General features: G+C 67.2%; 14 protein-coding genes. 7 read left to right on the forward strand and 7 right to left on the reverse strand.

Annotated elements, in window-relative coordinates; all coding sequences use genetic code 11:
* The first annotated feature begins 9 nt into the window (after positions 1–9).
* The 6 genes from glgX to HEQ16_12625 all read left to right on the forward strand — a co-directional run bounded on the left by glgX (position 10) and on the right by HEQ16_12625 (position 10638).
* Complete coding sequence (gene glgX, locus HEQ16_12600; GenBank protein MCO4054863.1) at positions 10–4260, forward strand: glycogen debranching protein GlgX; 4251 nt, start codon at positions 10–12, stop codon at positions 4258–4260.
* An 81-nt stretch (positions 4261–4341) separates the two neighbouring features.
* Positions 4342–5757 carry a circularly permuted type 2 ATP-grasp protein gene (locus HEQ16_12605; protein MCO4054864.1) on the forward strand — a complete coding sequence of 472 codons (1416 nt, stop codon included), beginning with the start codon at positions 4342–4344 and terminating at the stop codon, positions 5755–5757.
* Positions 5758–5775: 18 nt separating this feature from the next.
* Positions 5776–6717, forward strand: a complete 942-nt coding sequence (locus HEQ16_12610) for an alpha-E domain-containing protein (protein ID MCO4054865.1) — start codon at positions 5776–5778, stop codon at positions 6715–6717.
* A gap of 33 nt (positions 6718–6750) precedes the next feature.
* Positions 6751–7563 carry a transglutaminase family protein gene (locus HEQ16_12615; protein ID MCO4054866.1) on the forward strand — a complete coding sequence of 271 codons (813 nt, stop codon included), beginning with the start codon at positions 6751–6753 and terminating at the stop codon, positions 7561–7563.
* Between the two features lie 42 nt (positions 7564–7605).
* A complete protein-coding gene (locus HEQ16_12620; GenBank protein ID MCO4054867.1) occupies positions 7606–8358 on the forward strand; it encodes a peptidase in 753 nt (250 codons plus the stop codon).
* A gap of 162 nt (positions 8359–8520) precedes the next feature.
* Complete coding sequence (locus HEQ16_12625; protein MCO4054868.1) at positions 8521–10638, forward strand: EAL domain-containing protein; 2118 nt, start codon at positions 8521–8523, stop codon at positions 10636–10638.
* Positions 10639–10647: 9 nt separating this feature from the next.
* Here the strand turns inward: HEQ16_12625 and HEQ16_12630 are convergent, their stop codons facing one another.
* The 6 genes from HEQ16_12630 to HEQ16_12655 form a co-directional block, all read right to left on the reverse strand.
* Complete coding sequence (locus tag HEQ16_12630; protein ID MCO4054869.1) at positions 10648–12267, reverse strand: NTP transferase domain-containing protein; 1620 nt, start codon at positions 12265–12267, stop codon at positions 10648–10650.
* Between the two features lie 10 nt (positions 12268–12277).
* Entirely contained in the window at positions 12278–13000 is a 723-nt protein-coding gene (locus HEQ16_12635; protein ID MCO4054870.1) for an XdhC/CoxF family protein, read from the reverse strand.
* Positions 12997–13320: an XdhC family protein gene (locus HEQ16_12640; protein ID MCO4054871.1), complete on the reverse strand. Its 324-nt coding sequence runs from the start codon at positions 13318–13320 to the stop codon at positions 12997–12999. The genes HEQ16_12635 and HEQ16_12640 overlap by 4 nt, the downstream gene beginning before the upstream one ends.
* 67 nt (positions 13321–13387) lie before the next feature.
* On the reverse strand, positions 13388–14125 hold the full coding sequence (truA, locus tag HEQ16_12645; protein MCO4054872.1) for a tRNA pseudouridine(38-40) synthase TruA: 738 nt from the start codon (positions 14123–14125) through the stop codon (positions 13388–13390).
* Positions 14125–15063: a methionyl-tRNA formyltransferase gene (locus HEQ16_12650; GenBank protein ID MCO4054873.1), complete on the reverse strand. Its 939-nt coding sequence runs from the start codon at positions 15061–15063 to the stop codon at positions 14125–14127. The genes truA and HEQ16_12650 overlap by 1 nt, the downstream gene beginning before the upstream one ends.
* Positions 15060–15581 carry a peptide deformylase gene (locus HEQ16_12655; GenBank protein ID MCO4054874.1) on the reverse strand — a complete coding sequence of 174 codons (522 nt, stop codon included), beginning with the start codon at positions 15579–15581 and terminating at the stop codon, positions 15060–15062. Before HEQ16_12655 ends, HEQ16_12650 begins: the two co-directional genes overlap by 4 nt.
* A 111-nt stretch (positions 15582–15692) precedes the next feature.
* Between HEQ16_12655 and rmuC the strand changes: the two genes are divergently transcribed.
* Positions 15693–16889: a DNA recombination protein RmuC gene (rmuC, locus tag HEQ16_12660; protein MCO4054875.1), complete on the forward strand. Its 1197-nt coding sequence runs from the start codon at positions 15693–15695 to the stop codon at positions 16887–16889.
* 16 nt (positions 16890–16905) lie between these two features.
* Here rmuC and HEQ16_12665 read toward each other — a convergent pair whose 3' ends face one another.
* Entirely contained in the window at positions 16906–17415 is a 510-nt protein-coding gene (locus HEQ16_12665) for an OsmC family protein (GenBank protein ID MCO4054876.1), read from the reverse strand.
* Positions 17416–17474 lie beyond the last annotated feature (59 nt).

Genomic DNA, 17474 nt, shown 5'->3' on the forward strand with positions numbered 1-17474 from the left:
AGTTGGACGATGCACGACGCCTTCCGCCTGACCGCTGGCCTTCCCGACCCGATGGGCGTCACGCTGACGGGCGGCGGCGTCAACGTCGCCGTGTTTTCGGCCCACGCAACCCGGATCGAGCTGTGCCTCTTCGATGACGCGGACCGCGAGACGGCACGGATCACGCTACCCGAGCGCACCGGCGACATACTCCACGGGCATGTGGCCGGGATAGGCGCCGGCCAGCGCTACGGGCTGCGAGCCCATGGGCCCCATGCGCCGCGCGAGGGCCACCGCTTCAACGCGCACAAGCTGTTGCTCGATCCGCAGGCCGCGCTGATCGACCGGCCCTTCGTGCTCCACCCCTCCATGTTCGGCTATCGGCTTGAAGGCGCGGACTCCGATCCGGAGGCTGACCTCGGCTTCGACGACACCGACAGCGCGCCCTTCATGCCGAAGGCGGTCGTGCTTGCGCCTGCGCTCGCCCTGCAGCCAAGGCCGCTTGCACCCTGGAGCCGGACGGTCATCTACGAGATGCACGTCAAGGGCTTCACCCGCCTTCACCCGAAGGTGCCCGCAGCCCAGCGCGGAACCTTCGCGGGCCTCGCCCATCCCGCCCCGATCCGGCACCTCGCAGAACTTGGGATAAGCACCGTCGAACTCATGCCGGTCGCCGCCTGGCTGGATGAGCGGCATCTGCCGCCGCTGGGGCTCAGCAATTACTGGGGCTACAATCCCGTCGGATTCGGCGCGCCCGATCCGCGCCTCAGCCCCGGCGGATGGAACGAGATCGCCGCTGCGGTGGAGAAGCTCGAGGCGGCGGGGATCGAGACCATCCTCGATGTCGTGCTCAACCACACCGGCGAAGGCGATCACCTCGGCCCGACCGTGTCGCTGAAGGGCCTCGACAATGCGAGTTACTATCGCCTCGATCCATCCGATCCGCGCCGCTACGCCAATGATGCCGGCTGCGGCAACACGCTCGCCCTCGAACGGCCCGCCATATTGCGGCTGGCCACGGACAGCCTGAGGCGCTTCGCCGAGCGGGCCGGCGTCCACGGCTTCCGCTTCGATCTCGCCGCCACGCTGGGCCGGCGCGCCGGGGGGTTCGACCCCCGGCACCCGCTTCTCGTCGCCATCGCGCAGGACCCTGTGCTCAGCCCTCTGAAGCTGATCGCCGAGCCCTGGGACATCGGCATGGGCGGCTACCAACTCGGAGCCTTTCCGGCCGGGTGGGGCGAGTGGAACGATCGTTACCGCGACACGGCGCGCCGTTTCTGGCGCGGCGATTCCGGCATGGCCGGCGAGATGGCCACCCGCATGGCGGGCTCGGCGGATGTGTTCGCGCCAAGGCGCAGGCCTGTCTCGCGTAGCGTCAACTACATCGCCGCCCATGATGGCTTCACACTTTCCGATCTGGTCAGCCACGAGCGCAAGCACAACGAGGCCAATGGCGAGGACAACCGTGACGGCACGGATTCCAGCCACTCCTGGAACCATGGCATCGAGGGCATGACGGATGATCCTGCGGCGAGCGAGGCCCGCGCGCGGGACCAGCGCGCACTGCTCGCCACCTTGCTGCTCTCACGCGGCACGCCGATGCTTTCCATGGGCGACGAAATGGGCCGCACGCAGCGCGGCAACAATAATGCCTATGCCCAGGACAACCCGATCTCCTGGCTGGATTGGAGCGCGCCCGATACCGCGCTGATCGACCATGTCCGCTCGCTCATCGCCACCCGCCTCGCCACGCCGGCCCTGCATGATGACCGCGCCCTGAGTGGCGCGCCGTGCGATGAAAGCGGCCTGCCCGATGTCGAGTGGCTTCGTGCGGACGGAACCGCCATGCGTCATGAGGACTGGCACGATCCGCATAATCGCCTGGTGATCGCATCGCTGTATACGCGCACGCCGGCCGACAGCCGCGCCATCGTCGTGCTCAACGCGGGTTGCGATCCTGTCACGGTGACGCTGCCAGAGCCGCGGCCAGGTCAAGCCTGGGCGCGGCCTGGCGCGGGCCAGAAGCACGACTCGCCGCCAGAGCACGACAGCCTCGCCATCGGCGCGCGCGAGGCGATCTGCCTTGTCGAGATCGCGGCCCGCACTGCCCGGCCGCGCAGCGGCGTCGATCAGGCTGTCCTTGCCCAGCTCGCCGACGCGGCCGGCATTGCGCCTGACTGGTGGGAGGTCTCGGGGCGTCGGCACGAGGTTTCGCCAGAGGTCAAGGCGGCGCTGCTTGCGGCCATGCGCCTGCCGGCGCACAGCACCGCCGAGGCCCGGATGAGCCTGATGCGGCTCAGGCGTGAGCGCGACCGGCGCGGCTTGCCCAGCGTCCTCGTCGCCACGGAGGGCGAGCCCATCGCGCTCGACCTGCCGCAGGCACCGGGCCGCCGCCTCTGGCTCGCCCTCGAAGGCGAGGACAGATCGATCGAGCGCTTCATGGTGCCGCCAGACGCCGGAACAGCGCTTCCCCTTGCGGGCACAGGCGCCGGTACGTTGCCGCGCCGGCGCGTGGCGCTGCCGCCCCTGCCACGAGGCCGGCATCATCTGATGCTGGAAGACCACGCGCATGAGCCTTGCCATCTCATCGTCACGCCGGCGCGCTGCCATGAGCCGGAGGCGCTGTTCCGCCGCCCCTACGGCATCGCGGCTCACCTCTATGCGCTGCGGCGCGATCAGGATCAGGGCATCGGCGATTTCACCACGCTCGCCGAGCTTGGCCGCCGGGCGGCAGGCGAAGGCGCCGTCACGCTCGGGCTCAACCCGCTGCACGCGCTCTTTGCCCATGACCGTGACCGCGCCAGCCCCTACCATCCCAGCGATCGTCGCTTCCTCGATCCGATCTACATCGACCCGGCGTCGGGGCCCTTCGGCAAGCTGCCGGCAGTGCGCAACCTCATGGCGCGCAATGAGTCGACCTTCAGGGCTTTGCGCACTGCGGACAAGGTTGACTATCCGGCAGTCTGGAACGCCAGGCGCGAGGTGCTGTCCGCGGCCTTCAGCGCCATGCAGCATGCGGTGGGGCACGGCTTTGCGAGCCAGCAGGAAGCGTTCGCCGCCTTCATCGCTGCGGGTGGCGACGCGCTCCAGCGTTTCGCGGCCTTTGAAGTCATTGCAGCGCATCATCGCGGCAAACCCTGGACACATTGGCCGCAGGAACTGCGCGATGCCCAACCAGCGGCCATCGACGCATTCTGCGACAGGCGGCGCGCGGAGCTGCGATTCGTCATGTTCCAGCAATGGCTGGCGGAAGCGGGCCTGGCTGACGCCGCTGCGGCGACCGGGCTGTCGCTTGGGCTTTACCGCGACCTTGCGGTGGGCGCGGCGCCCGATGGCGCCGAAGCCTGGGCCTGCCAGGCGCTGTTCGCCACCGGCGTCTCGATCGGCGCGCCGCCCGATCCATTCTCGTCGGACGGGCAGGTCTGGTGCCTGCCCGCGCCGGATCCGCACGCGATAAGGGCGGATGGCTATAGCGCCTTCAGCCACCTTCTGGCGGCCAACATGCGCCATGCAGGCGCGCTGCGCGTCGATCATGCCATGGGCCTGCAGCGCCTGTTCTGGGTGCCCGATGGCGCGAGCGCCCGCGATGGCGCCTATGTGGCCTATCGCCCGGACGAGCAGTTCCAGATCCTGGCGCTGGAAAGCCAGCGGGCGGGCTGCGCCGTCATCGGCGAGGATCTTGGCACCGTGCCCGAAGGCTTCCGCGACAGGATGGCGAGCACGGGCGTCATGTCCTGCCGCGTGTTGTGGCTGGAGCGTGACGGCCCGGCCTTCCGCTCGCCGGGCCAGTATCCTGCCGGCGCCGCCGCCTGCGTGGGAACCCATGACCTGCCGACGCTTGCGGGCTGGTGGGAGGCTTCCGACATTGATGAACTCGTGCGGCTTGGCACGCTTTCAGCGCCTGAGGCGGCCGAAGCGCGCGCCGGGCGCGAGGCGGAGAAGCGCGCCCTTGCCGAAGCCATGGCCAGGGACAAGCTGGCGCTGGACGCCGCCGGCCCCTTCGACGCCAGCGTGGCGGCTGCGGTCCATGGCTGGCTCGCGGCATCGCCAAGCGAACTGATGCTTGTCCAGGCCGATGATCTCGCGGGCGAGCGGGAGCGGCTCAACCTTCCGGGCACCGATCGCGAACGGCCCAACTGGCGCCGCAAGCTCTCGGCCGGCGTCGAGACGCTGCTTGGCCTGGCCGAAGCGCAGGCCATCCTCGCGGCGGTCAGCGCCAGACGCGGCGAAGCCTGGACGGCGCCTGAGGCCTTCGTCGCAGATGTTTCAAAGGATTCATGAACTTGCCCCCTTGCTGGCGCAAAAATTGCCTGTCACAGTCGATCAACAGGAAGGCGACTTGGCGAGGGGCAACGACGCCGTATGGCAGCTTTTGATGAGATGCACGGGTTCGACGGGATCACGCGCGAGGCTTATGCCCAGCTCGAAACCTGGTTGAGGACCACGCCTCCCGAGGAATTCAGCACGCGCCGGAGCCAGGCAGACGTCTTCTTCCGTCGGATCGGAATCACCTTCGCGGTCTATGGCGACGAGCAGTCCACGGAGCGGCTCATCCCCTTCGACATCATCCCGCGCGTGATCACCAAGCCGGAATGGGCGGTCCTTGATCGCGGCCTGCGCCAACGGGTTACGGCGCTCAACATGTTCCTCAAGGACATTTACGGCCCCAAGGAGTGCCTCAAGGCGGGCATCATCCCTGACGACCTGATCTATCGCAACGCCGGCTATTGCCTCGAGATGATCAACCAGCCGGTCCCTCACGACCTTTATGTCCACATCGCCGGCATCGACATCGTCCGCGTCGACGGCGACACCTTCTACGTGCTTGAGGACAACGCCCGCACGCCTTCCGGCGTGTCCTATATGCTTGAGAACCGCGAGGTGATGCTCAGGCTCTTTCCCGAGCTCTTCGCGCAGCACCGCGTCGCGCCGGTCGAGAATTATCCCGACGCGCTGCTGGCCACGCTGCGTTCGCTGGCGCCGCGCACGGCCTCGAAAGACCCGAATATCGTGCTGCTCACGCCCGGCCAGTTCAACTCGGCCTTTTATGAGCACTCCTTCCTGGCCGACAAGCTGGGCATTGAACTGGTCGAGGGCTCGGACCTCTTCGTCCGCGACGAGGTCGTTTACATGCGCACCACGCAGGGTCCGCGCCGCGTCGATGTCATCTACCGGCGCATCGACGACGACTACATCGACCCGCTTACCTTCCGCGCCGACTCGGTGCTTGGCGTGCCCGGGCTGATCGGCGCCTACAAGGCCGGCAATGTCACGCTGACCAATGCCGTCGGCACGGGCGTCTCCGACGACAAGGCCGTCTACAGCTACATGCCGGAGATCGTGCGCTTCTACACAGGAGAAGAGCCGGTCCTGAAGAACGTGCCGACCTATCGCTGCCGCGAGCCCGACGCGCTGAAATACGTCCTCGACAATCTCGATGAACTGGTCGTGAAGGAGGTCAACGGCTCAGGCGGTTACGGCATGCTTGTCGGGCCCCATGCCTCCAGGGCCCAGATCGAGACGTTCCGCAAGAAGCTGAAGCACGAACCCGAAGGCTTCATCGCGCAACCGACACTTGCCTTGTCCACCTGCCCGACATTCGTCGCGTCGGGCGTCGCACCACGGCATGTGGACCTTCGCCCCTTCGTGCTCACCGGCTCGGACGGCATCCGTTGCGTTCCGGGCGGGCTGACCCGCGTGGCGCTCAAGGATGGCTCGCTGGTGGTCAATTCCAGCCAGGGCGGCGGCACCAAGGACACCTGGGTCCTGGACGCATGAGAACAGGATAAGCCAGCCATGCTCGCCCGCACCGCCGACAGTCTTTACTGGGTTTCGCGCTATGTCGAACGGGCGGAATATCTCGCCCGCATCCTTGAGGCCACCACCCGGCTCTCCAATCTTCCGTCAAGTTATGGCGGCGCCGCCTCCGAGTGGGAAAGCGCCGTCAAGACAGCCGGATGCGGCGATCTCTTCGCCCGGCATCATGACAAGGCCGATGAGGCCAGCGTCCACCATTTCCTGTGCTTCAGCTCCGAGAATCCGTCCTCGATCCGGAACTGCCTCGAGATCGCGCGTGCGAATGCGCGGGCCGTGCGCACCGCCCTCACCTACGAGATGTGGGACACGCTCAACAGCGCCTGGCTCGAACTGCGCAAATATGACGGCCGCAAGCTCAGCCGCGACGATTACGGCCGCTTCATCGAGTTCGTGAAGGCGCTGTCGCTGACCTTCGACGGCTCGGCCTACCGCACCATGCTGCGCTCCGATGCCTACTGGTTCTCGCGGCTCGGGGTCTATGTCGAGCGCGCCGACAACACCGCGCGCATTCTGGACGTGAAATACCACGTGCTCCTGCCGGCGACCGAGCAGGTGGGCGGTTCGCTCGATTATTTCCAATGGACCACGATCCTGCGCGAGGTCTCCGCCCTCACTGCCTACCACTGGGTCTATCGCGAATCCATCAAGCCCTGGCTGGTGGCGGATCTGCTCATCTTCAACCGGCAGATGCCGCGGTCCTTCGCCAGCTGCTACGAGAACATCTCGCGCTTCCTCGACGCCATCGGCGAGACCTATGGCCGCCAGGGGCCTTCCCAGCGCATGGCGCGAAAGACGCTGAGCATGCTTTCCCACCGCAAGATGGGCGACATCTACGACAACGGCCTGCACGAGTTCATCACCGAGTTCATCGACGACAACAACCGGCTTGGCAGCATCATTTCCGAGCAGTATCTGGTCTGAACACGGCAGGGCGGCGCGGCAGGGACGAGGCGAGTGCGCATCAGGATTTCCCAGGAGATCGCCTACACCTATGATTCACCGGCGCGCTCGGTGATGCACGCGCTGCGCGTGATGCCGCGGGACCATGAGGGCCAGGTCGTCGTGTCCTGGCGCATCGAGCCTTCGGTCGACGGACGGCTGCGCGCCGGCGAGGACCCTTTCGGCAATCTCGTGCATCACTTCGAGGCCGACGGCCCCTTCGATCAACTCGCGATCCGCATCGACGGCATTGTCGAGACCACCGACACCACCGGCTTCGTGCGAGGGGCTGCGGAGTTGCTGCCGCCGCCCATGTTTCTGCGCCAGTCCAAGCTGACCCATCCCGACGAGCCGATGATCCTGTATGCCCGACGACTCGCGCGGGCGGGCGTCAGCCCCCTCCAGCAGCTCCACGGGCTGATGGACGCCCTCCACACCGAGATGACCATCGAGCCTGGCCGGAATGACGAGCCGGCCAAGGCCTGCGACGCCTTCTCGCTGCGCCGCGGCTCGCCCATCGACATCGCGCATGTCTTCTGCGGCTGCGCGCGGGAGCTTGGCGTGCCGTCGCGGCTGGTGGCCGGCTATCTTGCGGTTCCGGAGGGCGGTTCCGCGCTTGCGGCCCGCCATGCCTGGGTGGAAGCCTGGGTCGACGGCTATGGCTGGATCGGCTTCGATGCCTGCCTCAACCTGTGCCCCGTGGACGCCCATGTCCGCGTGGCGACCGGGATCGATCATGCCGACGCGGCGCCCTTCCGGGTCAGCCGCGTGGGCGGCGCTGGCGAGCGCGCCAGCAATGCCCTGCGCGTCGCAGCGGTCGACCAATGACGCCGCAGCTTTTGCGGACCTGAACCTGATCTGGAGCCTGCCATGACGTATTGCGCCGGAATCCTCGTGCGCGAGGGCCTCGTGATGATTGCCGACACGCGGACCAATGCCGGGCTCGACAACATTTCCACCTTCCGAAAGCTCCACGTCTTCGCGACAGGCAAGGACCGCACGCTGGCCCTTGCCTCGGCGGGCAACCTGTCCGTGACCCAGACCGTGCTCGGGCTGCTGCAGGAGGGCGTGCTGAATCCTGACACTGACGAGGTCGAGACGCTGGAGACGGCTCCCACCATGTTCCGCGCCGCGCAGGTGGTGGGCCGCGCCATCCGCAAGGTGCATCAGATCGACGGACAGGCTCTGGAGGATGCGCGGGTCAAGTTCGACGTCTCCTTCCTTTTCGGCGGCCGCATCGGCACAGGCCCCATGCGCCTTTACATGGTCTATGCAGCCGGCAACTTCATCGAATGCGGCGTCGACGCGCCCTTTCTCCAGGTAGGCGAGCACAAATACGGCAAGCCGATCCTCGACCGGGCCGTGACATTCGAGACGCAGCTTTACGACGCGCTCAAGGTCGGGCTGATCTCGATGGATTCGACGATGCGCTCCAACCTCGGGGTCGGCCTTCCCATCGATGTCATGGTGATGCGGTCGGATGCGCTGCAACCGGAACTCGTGCACCGGATCGAGGCGGGCGAGCCCTATTTCCATGATCTGCGCGAGCGCTGGTCAGCGGCCCTGAGAGCGGCGCACATGGCCATCCCCCGGCCTCCCTACAAACCGAAATCCAACATCTGACGCAGCGTAGCAACCATCAACTCCATCTTAAAGTATTGTGGAGACAGTGTTTGGCACCATGGGCTGTGGTGTCTGGATTTGTCGTTTCCCTCACGTTCCTCGATTTTCATAAATCGCGCTCTCCTGCTTCTGGGCGCGATCGTACTGTCCGTGGTCGTCCTGATGACGACGACCCTGATGACGTTGACAGAAAAAACCAACCGCAGCGCTGCCGCGGAAGAAATGGCCCGGCTCGAGATGGCCGTGGAATCGGAGTTGCTTCAGGCCCAGCATCAGGCCGCCGTCGTGGCCTCAGGCGAATCCGGCCGGTTCACGCTCAGAGGCGATGACGCCCACAACGGCTCGCTTGCCGAGCGCCTCCACGCCGCATGGCATGTCTTCGGCTTCGATTCGCTCTACGCGCTCGATGAATCGGGCAGCGTAGTGCTGGGCCTGGAAATGGGCCAGCCCATCGGCGATGCCGGTTTCAGCATGGTCAAGCCCATGATCATCCACCTGATCCGCACCGTGGAGGCCAACCGGCGCCGAGCGCAGGAGGCGGGCGCATATGACCTCTCATCCCCCGGCTTCGAGAAAAGCCATGGCGCGTCCGCGCTCCTTCATGATGGCACCGGCCTGACGCTGGCCTCCGTGGTTCCGATCAAGGCGCTCACCTATGGCTCGGGAGGCAGTGTCACGCTCGTGACCCTCCGGGCGGTGCCCGATAGCGCACTGCGCGACATCGGGCGTCGCTACGGCCTCGGCAAGCTCACCTTCACCACGTCCGGCAGCGCCGCCTCGCCCTTCTCGGTGGCCATCTCGGATGCCTCGGGCAGCCGCATCGGCACGATCACTTGGGAGTTCTCGCGTCCGGGATCGGCCATGCTGCCGAACCTGCTTCTCATTGTCATGACCGGCCTCCTCGCCGTGATCGGCGCCTTCGCCGTGCTCTTCGACCGCCTGCGCAAGCTGGGCGCGGAGATGACCCGGGAGGAGGAGAAGGCCAATCGCCTGGCCAGCCACGATCATCTGTCGGGGCTGCTCAACCGTCGCAGCTTCAACGAGCGCATCACGGCGGAAATGGACCGTACCCGGCGCATGCATAGCGGCTTTGCCCTCCACATCGTCGACCTTGACCGCTTCAAGGAGGTCAACGACACGCTGGGCCATCAGGCAGGCGATGCCGTGATCCGCGAGGCGGCCCGCCGGATTCAGGACACGGTGCGCGGCGCCGACATTGTGGCGCGGCTCGGCGGCGACGAGTTCGCCATCGTCCAGGTGGACACCGAAACGACGCACGAGGCCGGCGCGCTGGCCGTGCGCCTGCGCGAGGCGATCAACCAGCCCATCCGAATCGGCGGCGCCGAGATCACCGTCGGCTGCTCGATCGGCATCGTGCTGGCGCCGCAAGAGGACCATGACGTCGACGGTGTGATTAGCCTGGCCGACAGCGCGCTGTATCAGGCGAAGAATGACGGGCGCAATCGCTACCGCTTCTTCGAGGAGAGCATCGACGCCCATCTGAAGATGAAGCAGTTCGTGGAAGAGGAGCTGCGCGACGCCATCGCACAAAACCAGCTCGAACTGCACTACCAGCCCCAGGTCTCCGCCGACGGCCTGACAATTCGTGGCGTCGAGGCCCTCGTGCGCTGGCGTCATCCGGTCCGCGGCCTGATCCTGCCGCTGGAATTCATCTCCATCGCCGAGGAACGCGGCCTTATGCTGCCCCTCAGCCAATGGGTGCTGCGCCGGGCCTGCGAGGACGGCAAGCGCTGGGGCAACATCAAGGTCGCGGTCAACGTATCGGCGGCCCAGTTCAAGCAGCCCAACTTCGTGCGTGACCTGCTGGTGAGCGTCGACGATATCGGCTTCGACCTCTCCCGCCTTGAGCTGGAATTGACCGAAGGCATGATCGTCGAGGATGAGGAGAAAGCCGAGCAGGCCATCTTCGCGCTGCGCGAGCATGGCATCAGCCTGGCGCTCGATGATTTCGGTACGGGCTATTCGTCGCTCATCTACTTGCGGCGCTTCCCCTTCGACAAGATCAAGATCGACCGCGCCTTCCTCGAGTCGATGGAAACAACCGGCGAGTCGGCCATCCTTGTGCACTCGGTGGTGCACCTGGGCCGCGCCCTTGGCCTCACCGTCTGCGCCGAGGGCATCGAGACCGAGGAGCAGCACCGCTTCCTGCAGGCGGTGGGCTGCCACGAACTGCAAGGCTACCTGTTCTCCAAGCCCGTCACGTCGGACCGCATCGACGAGATGCTGGCCAGCGGCGCACCCTTCGCCAGGGTGGCCTGAGCAGCCGCCTCAGCCCTTCGGCCGGGCAGCGAGCGCCCTCGCCCTTGCCAGCGCCTCGGGCGTGTCCACATCGAGAAGCACAGCGTCCTCATCCACCATGATCTCGAGCACGCCCTCGCCCGCCTCTTCGAGAACGCGCCGTGCGCCGACATCGCCGCTCAGCCCCTCGATCTCGCCGAACAGCGCCCTTGCGATGAGCACAGGGTTCGCCCTCCGGCCCTCCGCAACGGGGGTCACCGCCTTGAGCTCCGGCTGGGCGGCGTAGTTGTCGATCAGCCTGTCGATGAGCCTGGGCGTCACCAGGGGCATGTCGCCCAGCAGGATCAGCGCCGCGGCGGCGCTTGCCGGGACGGCTGCGATGCCAGCCTTCAGCGACGAGGCCATGCCTTCCTGGTAATCCGCATTCGGCACGAATGTGACGGCAACCCCGTCGAGGGCCCGGCGAAGTTCGGCGTCGTCATGCCCGGTGACCACCAGCACCGGGCCAGCGCGCGAAGCGAGGGCCGCCTCCGCCACATGCCGGACGACCGGCTTGCCCTCCATCGGCGCCAGAAGCTTGTTCGCGCCCATGCGCGTGGAGCGCCCGGCGGCGAGGATCACCGCCGCGACCGGCGGCGCCTTGGCGTGAAAGACTGCGGAGCGGGGTTGCGGCCGCGAATAGATCTCCATCAGCAACCCGCCGACCCCCATGGACTGGATCTCCGCACGGCCCACCGCAAGCCCGGCCAGAAGCCGCTGCAACACCCAGTCAAAGCCATTTTCGCGCGGGCTGCGCGCGCACCCCGGCGCGCCGATGACTTGAGTCGCTTTTAGCGAGCCCAGCAGCAACAGGTTCCCCGGATCCACCGGCATTCCCAGATGCGCGATGCGCCCGCCCGCCGCCATGATGGCCGCCGGGATGACGTCGCGCCGATCGGTGATCGCGGATGCGCCGAACACGATGGCGATCTCGGCGCCCGCCGCGACCGATTGCGCAAGCGCTCCAGCCACGGCCGCAGGCTCATGCAACGTCTGCAGATGATGGATGGCCGGCGGGAGCCCAAGCTTCTCCAGCCTCTGATCAAGCGCCTCGGCCGTCTTGGCCACGACGCTGGCCTTCAGCCCAGGCAGCAGGGTCGAGATCACGCCGACCCTGAGCGGCCTGAACGGCGCGATCGCCACCGCCCCGGCGGCGATGGAAGCCGCAGCCTGCGCGAGGCTCTCCGGAACCGCGAAGGGAATGACCTTGACCGTAGCGACCATCTCGCCTGCCGCGACAGCCCGCATCGGCTCAAGCGTGGCGACGGTGATGGCCTCGTCGATGCCGTTGATCGCATCGATACGCGCCCGGTCCACCAGCAGCAGCCCGGCCTCGCCAGCGAACAGGTTGGCCCGCCCGGTCGCCGGAGGCTCGGCCCTGATCCCGGCCCCCGCAGCTGCGCCGGCTATGCGGCGGGCGGCTTCGTCCTCGCCAAGATCGTCCGGCTCGGGCATGGCCACCACGATGTCGCTGACGCCGGCCCGTGTCAGAGCCTCAACATGTTCGGCCGTGACCACCGTGCCTTTGCGTAGCGCAAGCGCGCCATGGCGCACGGCATGGGCAATGATGCCGCCAAGCGCTTCATGCACGGGCAAGGGCCCGAACTTCACGGGTTGCTCCTCATCGCGCCGCTGCCGCGCGGAGCGCCGCCCGCTCGGCCCGCAGCACCGAAACAATCTCGCCAAGGATCGACAGCGCGATCTCCGCCGGGCTGACGGCGCCGATGTTGAGGCCGATCGGCGCGTGGATGCGCCCGATGGCCCCCGCGTCAAAGCCTGCCTGGCCCAGCCTCTCGACCCGCCGCGCATGCGTCTTCCGCGAGCCCAGAGCCCCCACGTAGAAGCAGTCCGATCGCAGCGCCGCATGCAGCCCCGGATCGTCGATCTTGGGATCATGTGTCAGGGCCACGAAGGCGGTATAGCGGTCGAGCCCGACTGACTCCAGCACCTCGTCCGGCCATTCGGCCAGCAGCGTGACATCCGCAAAGCGCTCGGGCGTAGCGAAGGCGCTGCGCGGATCGATCACCGTCATGTCGAGGCCCAGGGCGCGCGCCATCGGAGCCATCGCCTGGCTGATATGGACCGCGCCGGTCACCACCAGCTTCACCGGCGGGGCATGGACAGTGAGGAAGAGCGAGCGCTCCCCGAACTCAGCAATGCCGCTGCGCCCCGTGCGCAGGGCATCGCCCAGCCCGGCCAGCAGCGCCTCGTCGAGCCCTGCGCCCGGGCCCAGCTCATCCTCGCGAACGAGGCGCTGCCCGCCACCCTTCAGATCGGTCACCAGCACGCAGGCACGTCGCGCCGCGCGTTCGGCGTTCAGCGCCGCCAGCAGATCGAGCTTCAAGCCACACGCTCCACATAAACCCGGATTCGCCCTCCGCAGGACAGGCCCACCTGCCAGGCAGTCTCGTCCGCGACCCCGAACTCCAGCATCCGCGCCTTGCCGTCCGCGATGACGTCGAGCGCATCGCTGACAACCGCGCCTTCGACGCAGCCCCCGGACACGGAGCCCAGGAAATTGCCAGCAGAGTCGATCACCAGATGCGAGCCCACAGGCCGGGGCGCCGAGCCCCAGGTCTCGGTCACGGTCGCGATGGCGACCCCGCGCCCCTCCCGCGCCCATGCCTCGGCGGCGGCCAGAATGTCGCTGTCGGTGGAAAGCATGATCGCTCCTCCTCGTTTCAGCCTTGAGAATAGACCCGCAGCCCGGCTCACGCCAGTTCGGCGCGGCTCAATAATCGACGCGGGCGAGATAAAGTCCGCAGGAGGGCGCAAGGCCGGGGCACAGCGAGCGATCCGCCGCGTTGAGGATGCGGCTGATATCACGGCGTCGCCATTTGCCGCGCCCCACAGGCAGCAGCGCCCCCGTCAGCGAGCGGACCTGATGATGCAGGAAGGAGCGCGCATGCGTCTCGATGGCGATCTCCTCGCCATGGCGCATCACATCAAAGCGGTCGATGCTGCGGATGGGCGAGTTCGCCTGACACTCCGCCGCTCGGAAGGTGGTGAAGTCATGCTCGCCGAGATAGGCCTGCGCCGCCTCGTGCATGGCCTCGTAGTCCAGCCTGTAGGGTACATGCCAGACGCGTCCCGCCTCCAGCGCAGGCGGCGCCCGGCGGTCGAGGATCCGGAAGCGGTAATGCCTGCGCTTCGCCGAAATGCGCGCATCGAAGTCCGGCGCGGCAAGCTCCGCCGAGAGCACCGTCACAGGGCTCGGCCGCAAGTGGACGTTTGTCGCGTCACGCACCGTGTCCGTCCTGAACTCCCGGCTGAGATCGACATGGGCCACCTGGCCGAGCGCGTGCACGCCCGCATCCGTGCGCCCCGCGCAGCGCAGCCTCACCGGCTCGCCTGCAAAACGCTCCATGGCCTCCTCCATGGCCTGCTGCACGGACGGCGCGTTCTCCTGTCGCTGCCAGCCCGAGAAAGGCGTGCCGTCATATTCGATGGTGAGCTTGTAGCGCGGCATCAGGCAGCCGGGAGCCGATCGCCAGCCTTGAGCCGCGCCCCGCGCAGGAAATCCTCCGCCGGCATCGCGGCCTTGCCGGCGCGCTGGACGGTGAGCAGGCGCAAGGCGCCCTCCGCGCAGGCCACCGTGCCGGCCTCGTCGAGCAACGTGCCAGGAGCGCCTGCGCCAGTTCCGACGCGCGTTTTCAGCAGCTTCAGCCGCTCCGGCCCCTTGCCGAGGTCGATGTCGACATAGGCGCCTGGAAACGGCGAGAGCCCCCTGACCTGATCATGCAGCGCGCTGGCCGGACGCGCCCAGTCGATCAGGCCGTCCTGGTTCGTCAGTTTGGCGGCATAGGTCACGCCAGCCCCGGTCTGGGGCGTGAACTTCAGCGAGCCGCGCGTCATCGCCGCCACCGCCCGGACCATCAGGTCGGCGCCGAGCACCGCCAGTTGGTCATGCAGTTCGCCCGACGTCATGTCGGGGCCCAAAGACACTTTCTCGACCATGCCGACAGGCCCGGTGTCGAGACCTTCCTCCATGCGCATCACGCACACGCCGGACTCGCGGTCGCCCGCCATGACGGCCCTCTGGATCGGCGCGGCGCCGCGCCAGCGAGGCAGCAGCGAGGCATGAAGGTTGACGCAGCCCAGCCGCGGCGCATCGAGGATGGGGCGCGGCAGGATCAGCCCGTAGGCCACCACGATGGCCAGATCGGCATCATGGGCGGCGAAGGCGGCCTGCTCGGGCTCACCGCGCAGCGAGCGCGGGTGAAGCACCGGAATGCCGAAGCGTTCGGCCGCGCGGTGGACCGGCGAGGGCCGCAGCTCCAGCCCGCGTCCGCCTTGCGCGGGCGGCCGTGTGTAGACAGCCGCGATCTCGTGCCCCTGCCCCATCAGCTCCGTCAGTGTGGGCACGGCGAAATCCGGCGTGCCCATGAACACAAGCCGCAGGCTCATGCGCCGCGCTCGCGTTCCTTCGCCTGCTTGGCGAACTTCTTCACGCAGCGATCGCGCTTGAGCTTCGATAGGTGGTCGATGAACAGAACCCCGTTTAGATGATCGATCTCGTGCTGGATGCAGGTGGCCAGCAGGCCGTCGGCCTCGATCTCGCGGCTGGCGCCCTCAAGGTCCATGTAGCGGACCTTGACCGAAGCCGGCCGCTCCACTTCCTCGTAATACTCCGGGATCGAAAGGCAGCCTTCCTCGTAGACCCCGATCTCATCCGATTCCCAGGTGATTTCCGGGTTGATGAAGACGATCGGCTGGCGCTTCCCGTCCTCCTTGGCGAGATCGATGGTCACCACGCGCTTGGGCACGCCGATCTGGATGGCCGCGAGCCCGATTCCCGGCGCGTCGTACATTGTCTCGAGCATGTCCGCAGCGAGAGCCCTGATGTCGGAGGTGATGGCAAAAACCGGCTCCGAGACCTGTTTCAGGCGCGGATCGGGCAGAAAGACGAGACGCTTGATGGCCATGGAACGGGACCCACAATGATGCTGGCCCGCACATAGGATGTCGCGCCTTCGCCGTCAAACCGTTCTTTTTTTGTTCTTTTCTTTGGCGCGGCATTGCGCTAGCGTGAGCGGATGCAGGCCATAGCGCTCACCGTCGGCGGACATGATCTGACCTATCTGCAGCTGGCTCTCGGCTTTGGCGCGAGCGTTCTGGCGCTGCTGGCCTGGACTGCGTTGACGCAGCGCAGCGCCAGCCACGAGCGCACGCTGGAGGCGGCCTCGTCCAGCGAACGCGCCCGCGAGATGGACGACAAGATCGCCGAGATGAACCGGCTCCAGGCCGAACTCACCAGCCGAATGCAGACCATGGCCGAGATTTTCGGCTCACGGCATTCAGACATGGCGCGGCTGCTGGCCGAGCGGATCGACGGCCTGCGCAGCCATCTCGGCCACGGGCTGGAGGCGAGCGGCCGCAGCACCGTCGAATCGCTCCAGAAGCTCAACGAGCGGCTGGCCGTGATCGACAGTGCCCAGAAGAACCTGACCGTCCTCACCGGCGAGATGTTGACGCTCAAGGACATCCTGTCCAACAAGCAGGCCCGGGGCGCCTATGGCCAGGGACGCATGGAGGCCATCATCCGCGACGGGCTGCCCGCCGCCGCCTATGGCTTCCAGGTCACGCTGGCCAACCGAACCCGGCCCGATTGCGTCATCAGCCTGCCCGGCGATGCCCGGCCACTGGTCGTGGACGCCAAGTTCCCGCTCGAGGGCTTCACGGCCTTCCGTTCGGCGGCCCATGATGAGGCTCGCCGCCTGGCGATCGCCCGCGTTCGCGCCGACATGGGCGCGCACATCAAGGACATGGCCGAGAAATACGTCGCGGCCGAGGACACCCAGGACATGGCGCTGATGTTCGTGCCGTCCGAGGCAATCCACGCCGATCTTCACGAGCACTTCGAGGATCTGGTGCAGAAGGCCCAGCGCGCACGCATCGTGATCGTCTCGCCCTCTCTGCTGGCGCTGGCGGTCCAATTGATGCGCTCGATGGTGCGCGATGCCCGGATGCGCGACGAGGCGCGCATCATCCAGGCCGAGGTCGCGACGCTGCTTGTCGATGTGCGGCGGCTCGGAGAGCGGGCCGACAAGCTGGACGCCCATTTCCGCCAGGTCAGCGAGGATGTCGGCCTGATCCGCACCTCGGCCGAGAAGATCGTCCGGCGCGGCGACCGCATCGAGGCGCTCGAGTTCGAAAGCGCAGTTCCGCCGCCAGCCTCCGCCCCGCACCCTGCCCCGCCCCCTGCCCCGGCCGCCCTGCGCGCGGCCGAGTGAGCGGCGGCGAAGACCCTCAGGCTGCGTTGAGCGTGGCGCTGAGCTCGGGCTTCACGTTCAGCGTCTGGAAGACCACGCAATAGCGCTCGGTGAGCTTGAGCAGCGTGTCGAGCTTCTCCTGCGGCGCGTCGCTGGCCACGTCGAAGACAAGCCGGATCGCCCTGAAGCCGACAGGCGCATCCTTGGCGACGCCCAGCGTGCCGCGGAAGTCGAGGTCACCCTCGGCGCGGACCACGCCGCGCGTGAGGTTGATCTCCAGCGCCGTTGCGACGGCCTTCAGCGTCACGCCCGCACAGGCCACCAGCGCTTCGAGCAGCATGTCGCCCGAGCACAGTTCGGCGCCGCTGCCGCCCGTTGCGGGATGCAGCCCCGCTTCCATGATGGCGCGCCCGGTCTCGACCTTGCACGCGATCTTGCTTTCATCGATCGAGCCATGCGCCTTGAGCGTGATCACGGCCGCGTCTGGCGTGTTGCGGTAGCTGTCCTTCAGGGGAGCCTGCAGGGCGCGCAGCGTTGCGGCGTCGATGGTCTGGTCCATGGCTGTCATCTCGCTTGAAAGGTTGTCGTGGAGCCATAAGGCTTCGC

This window comes from Bosea sp. (in: a-proteobacteria), from assembly GCA_023910605.1.
Lineage (GTDB): Bacteria > Pseudomonadota > Alphaproteobacteria > Rhizobiales > Beijerinckiaceae > Allobosea.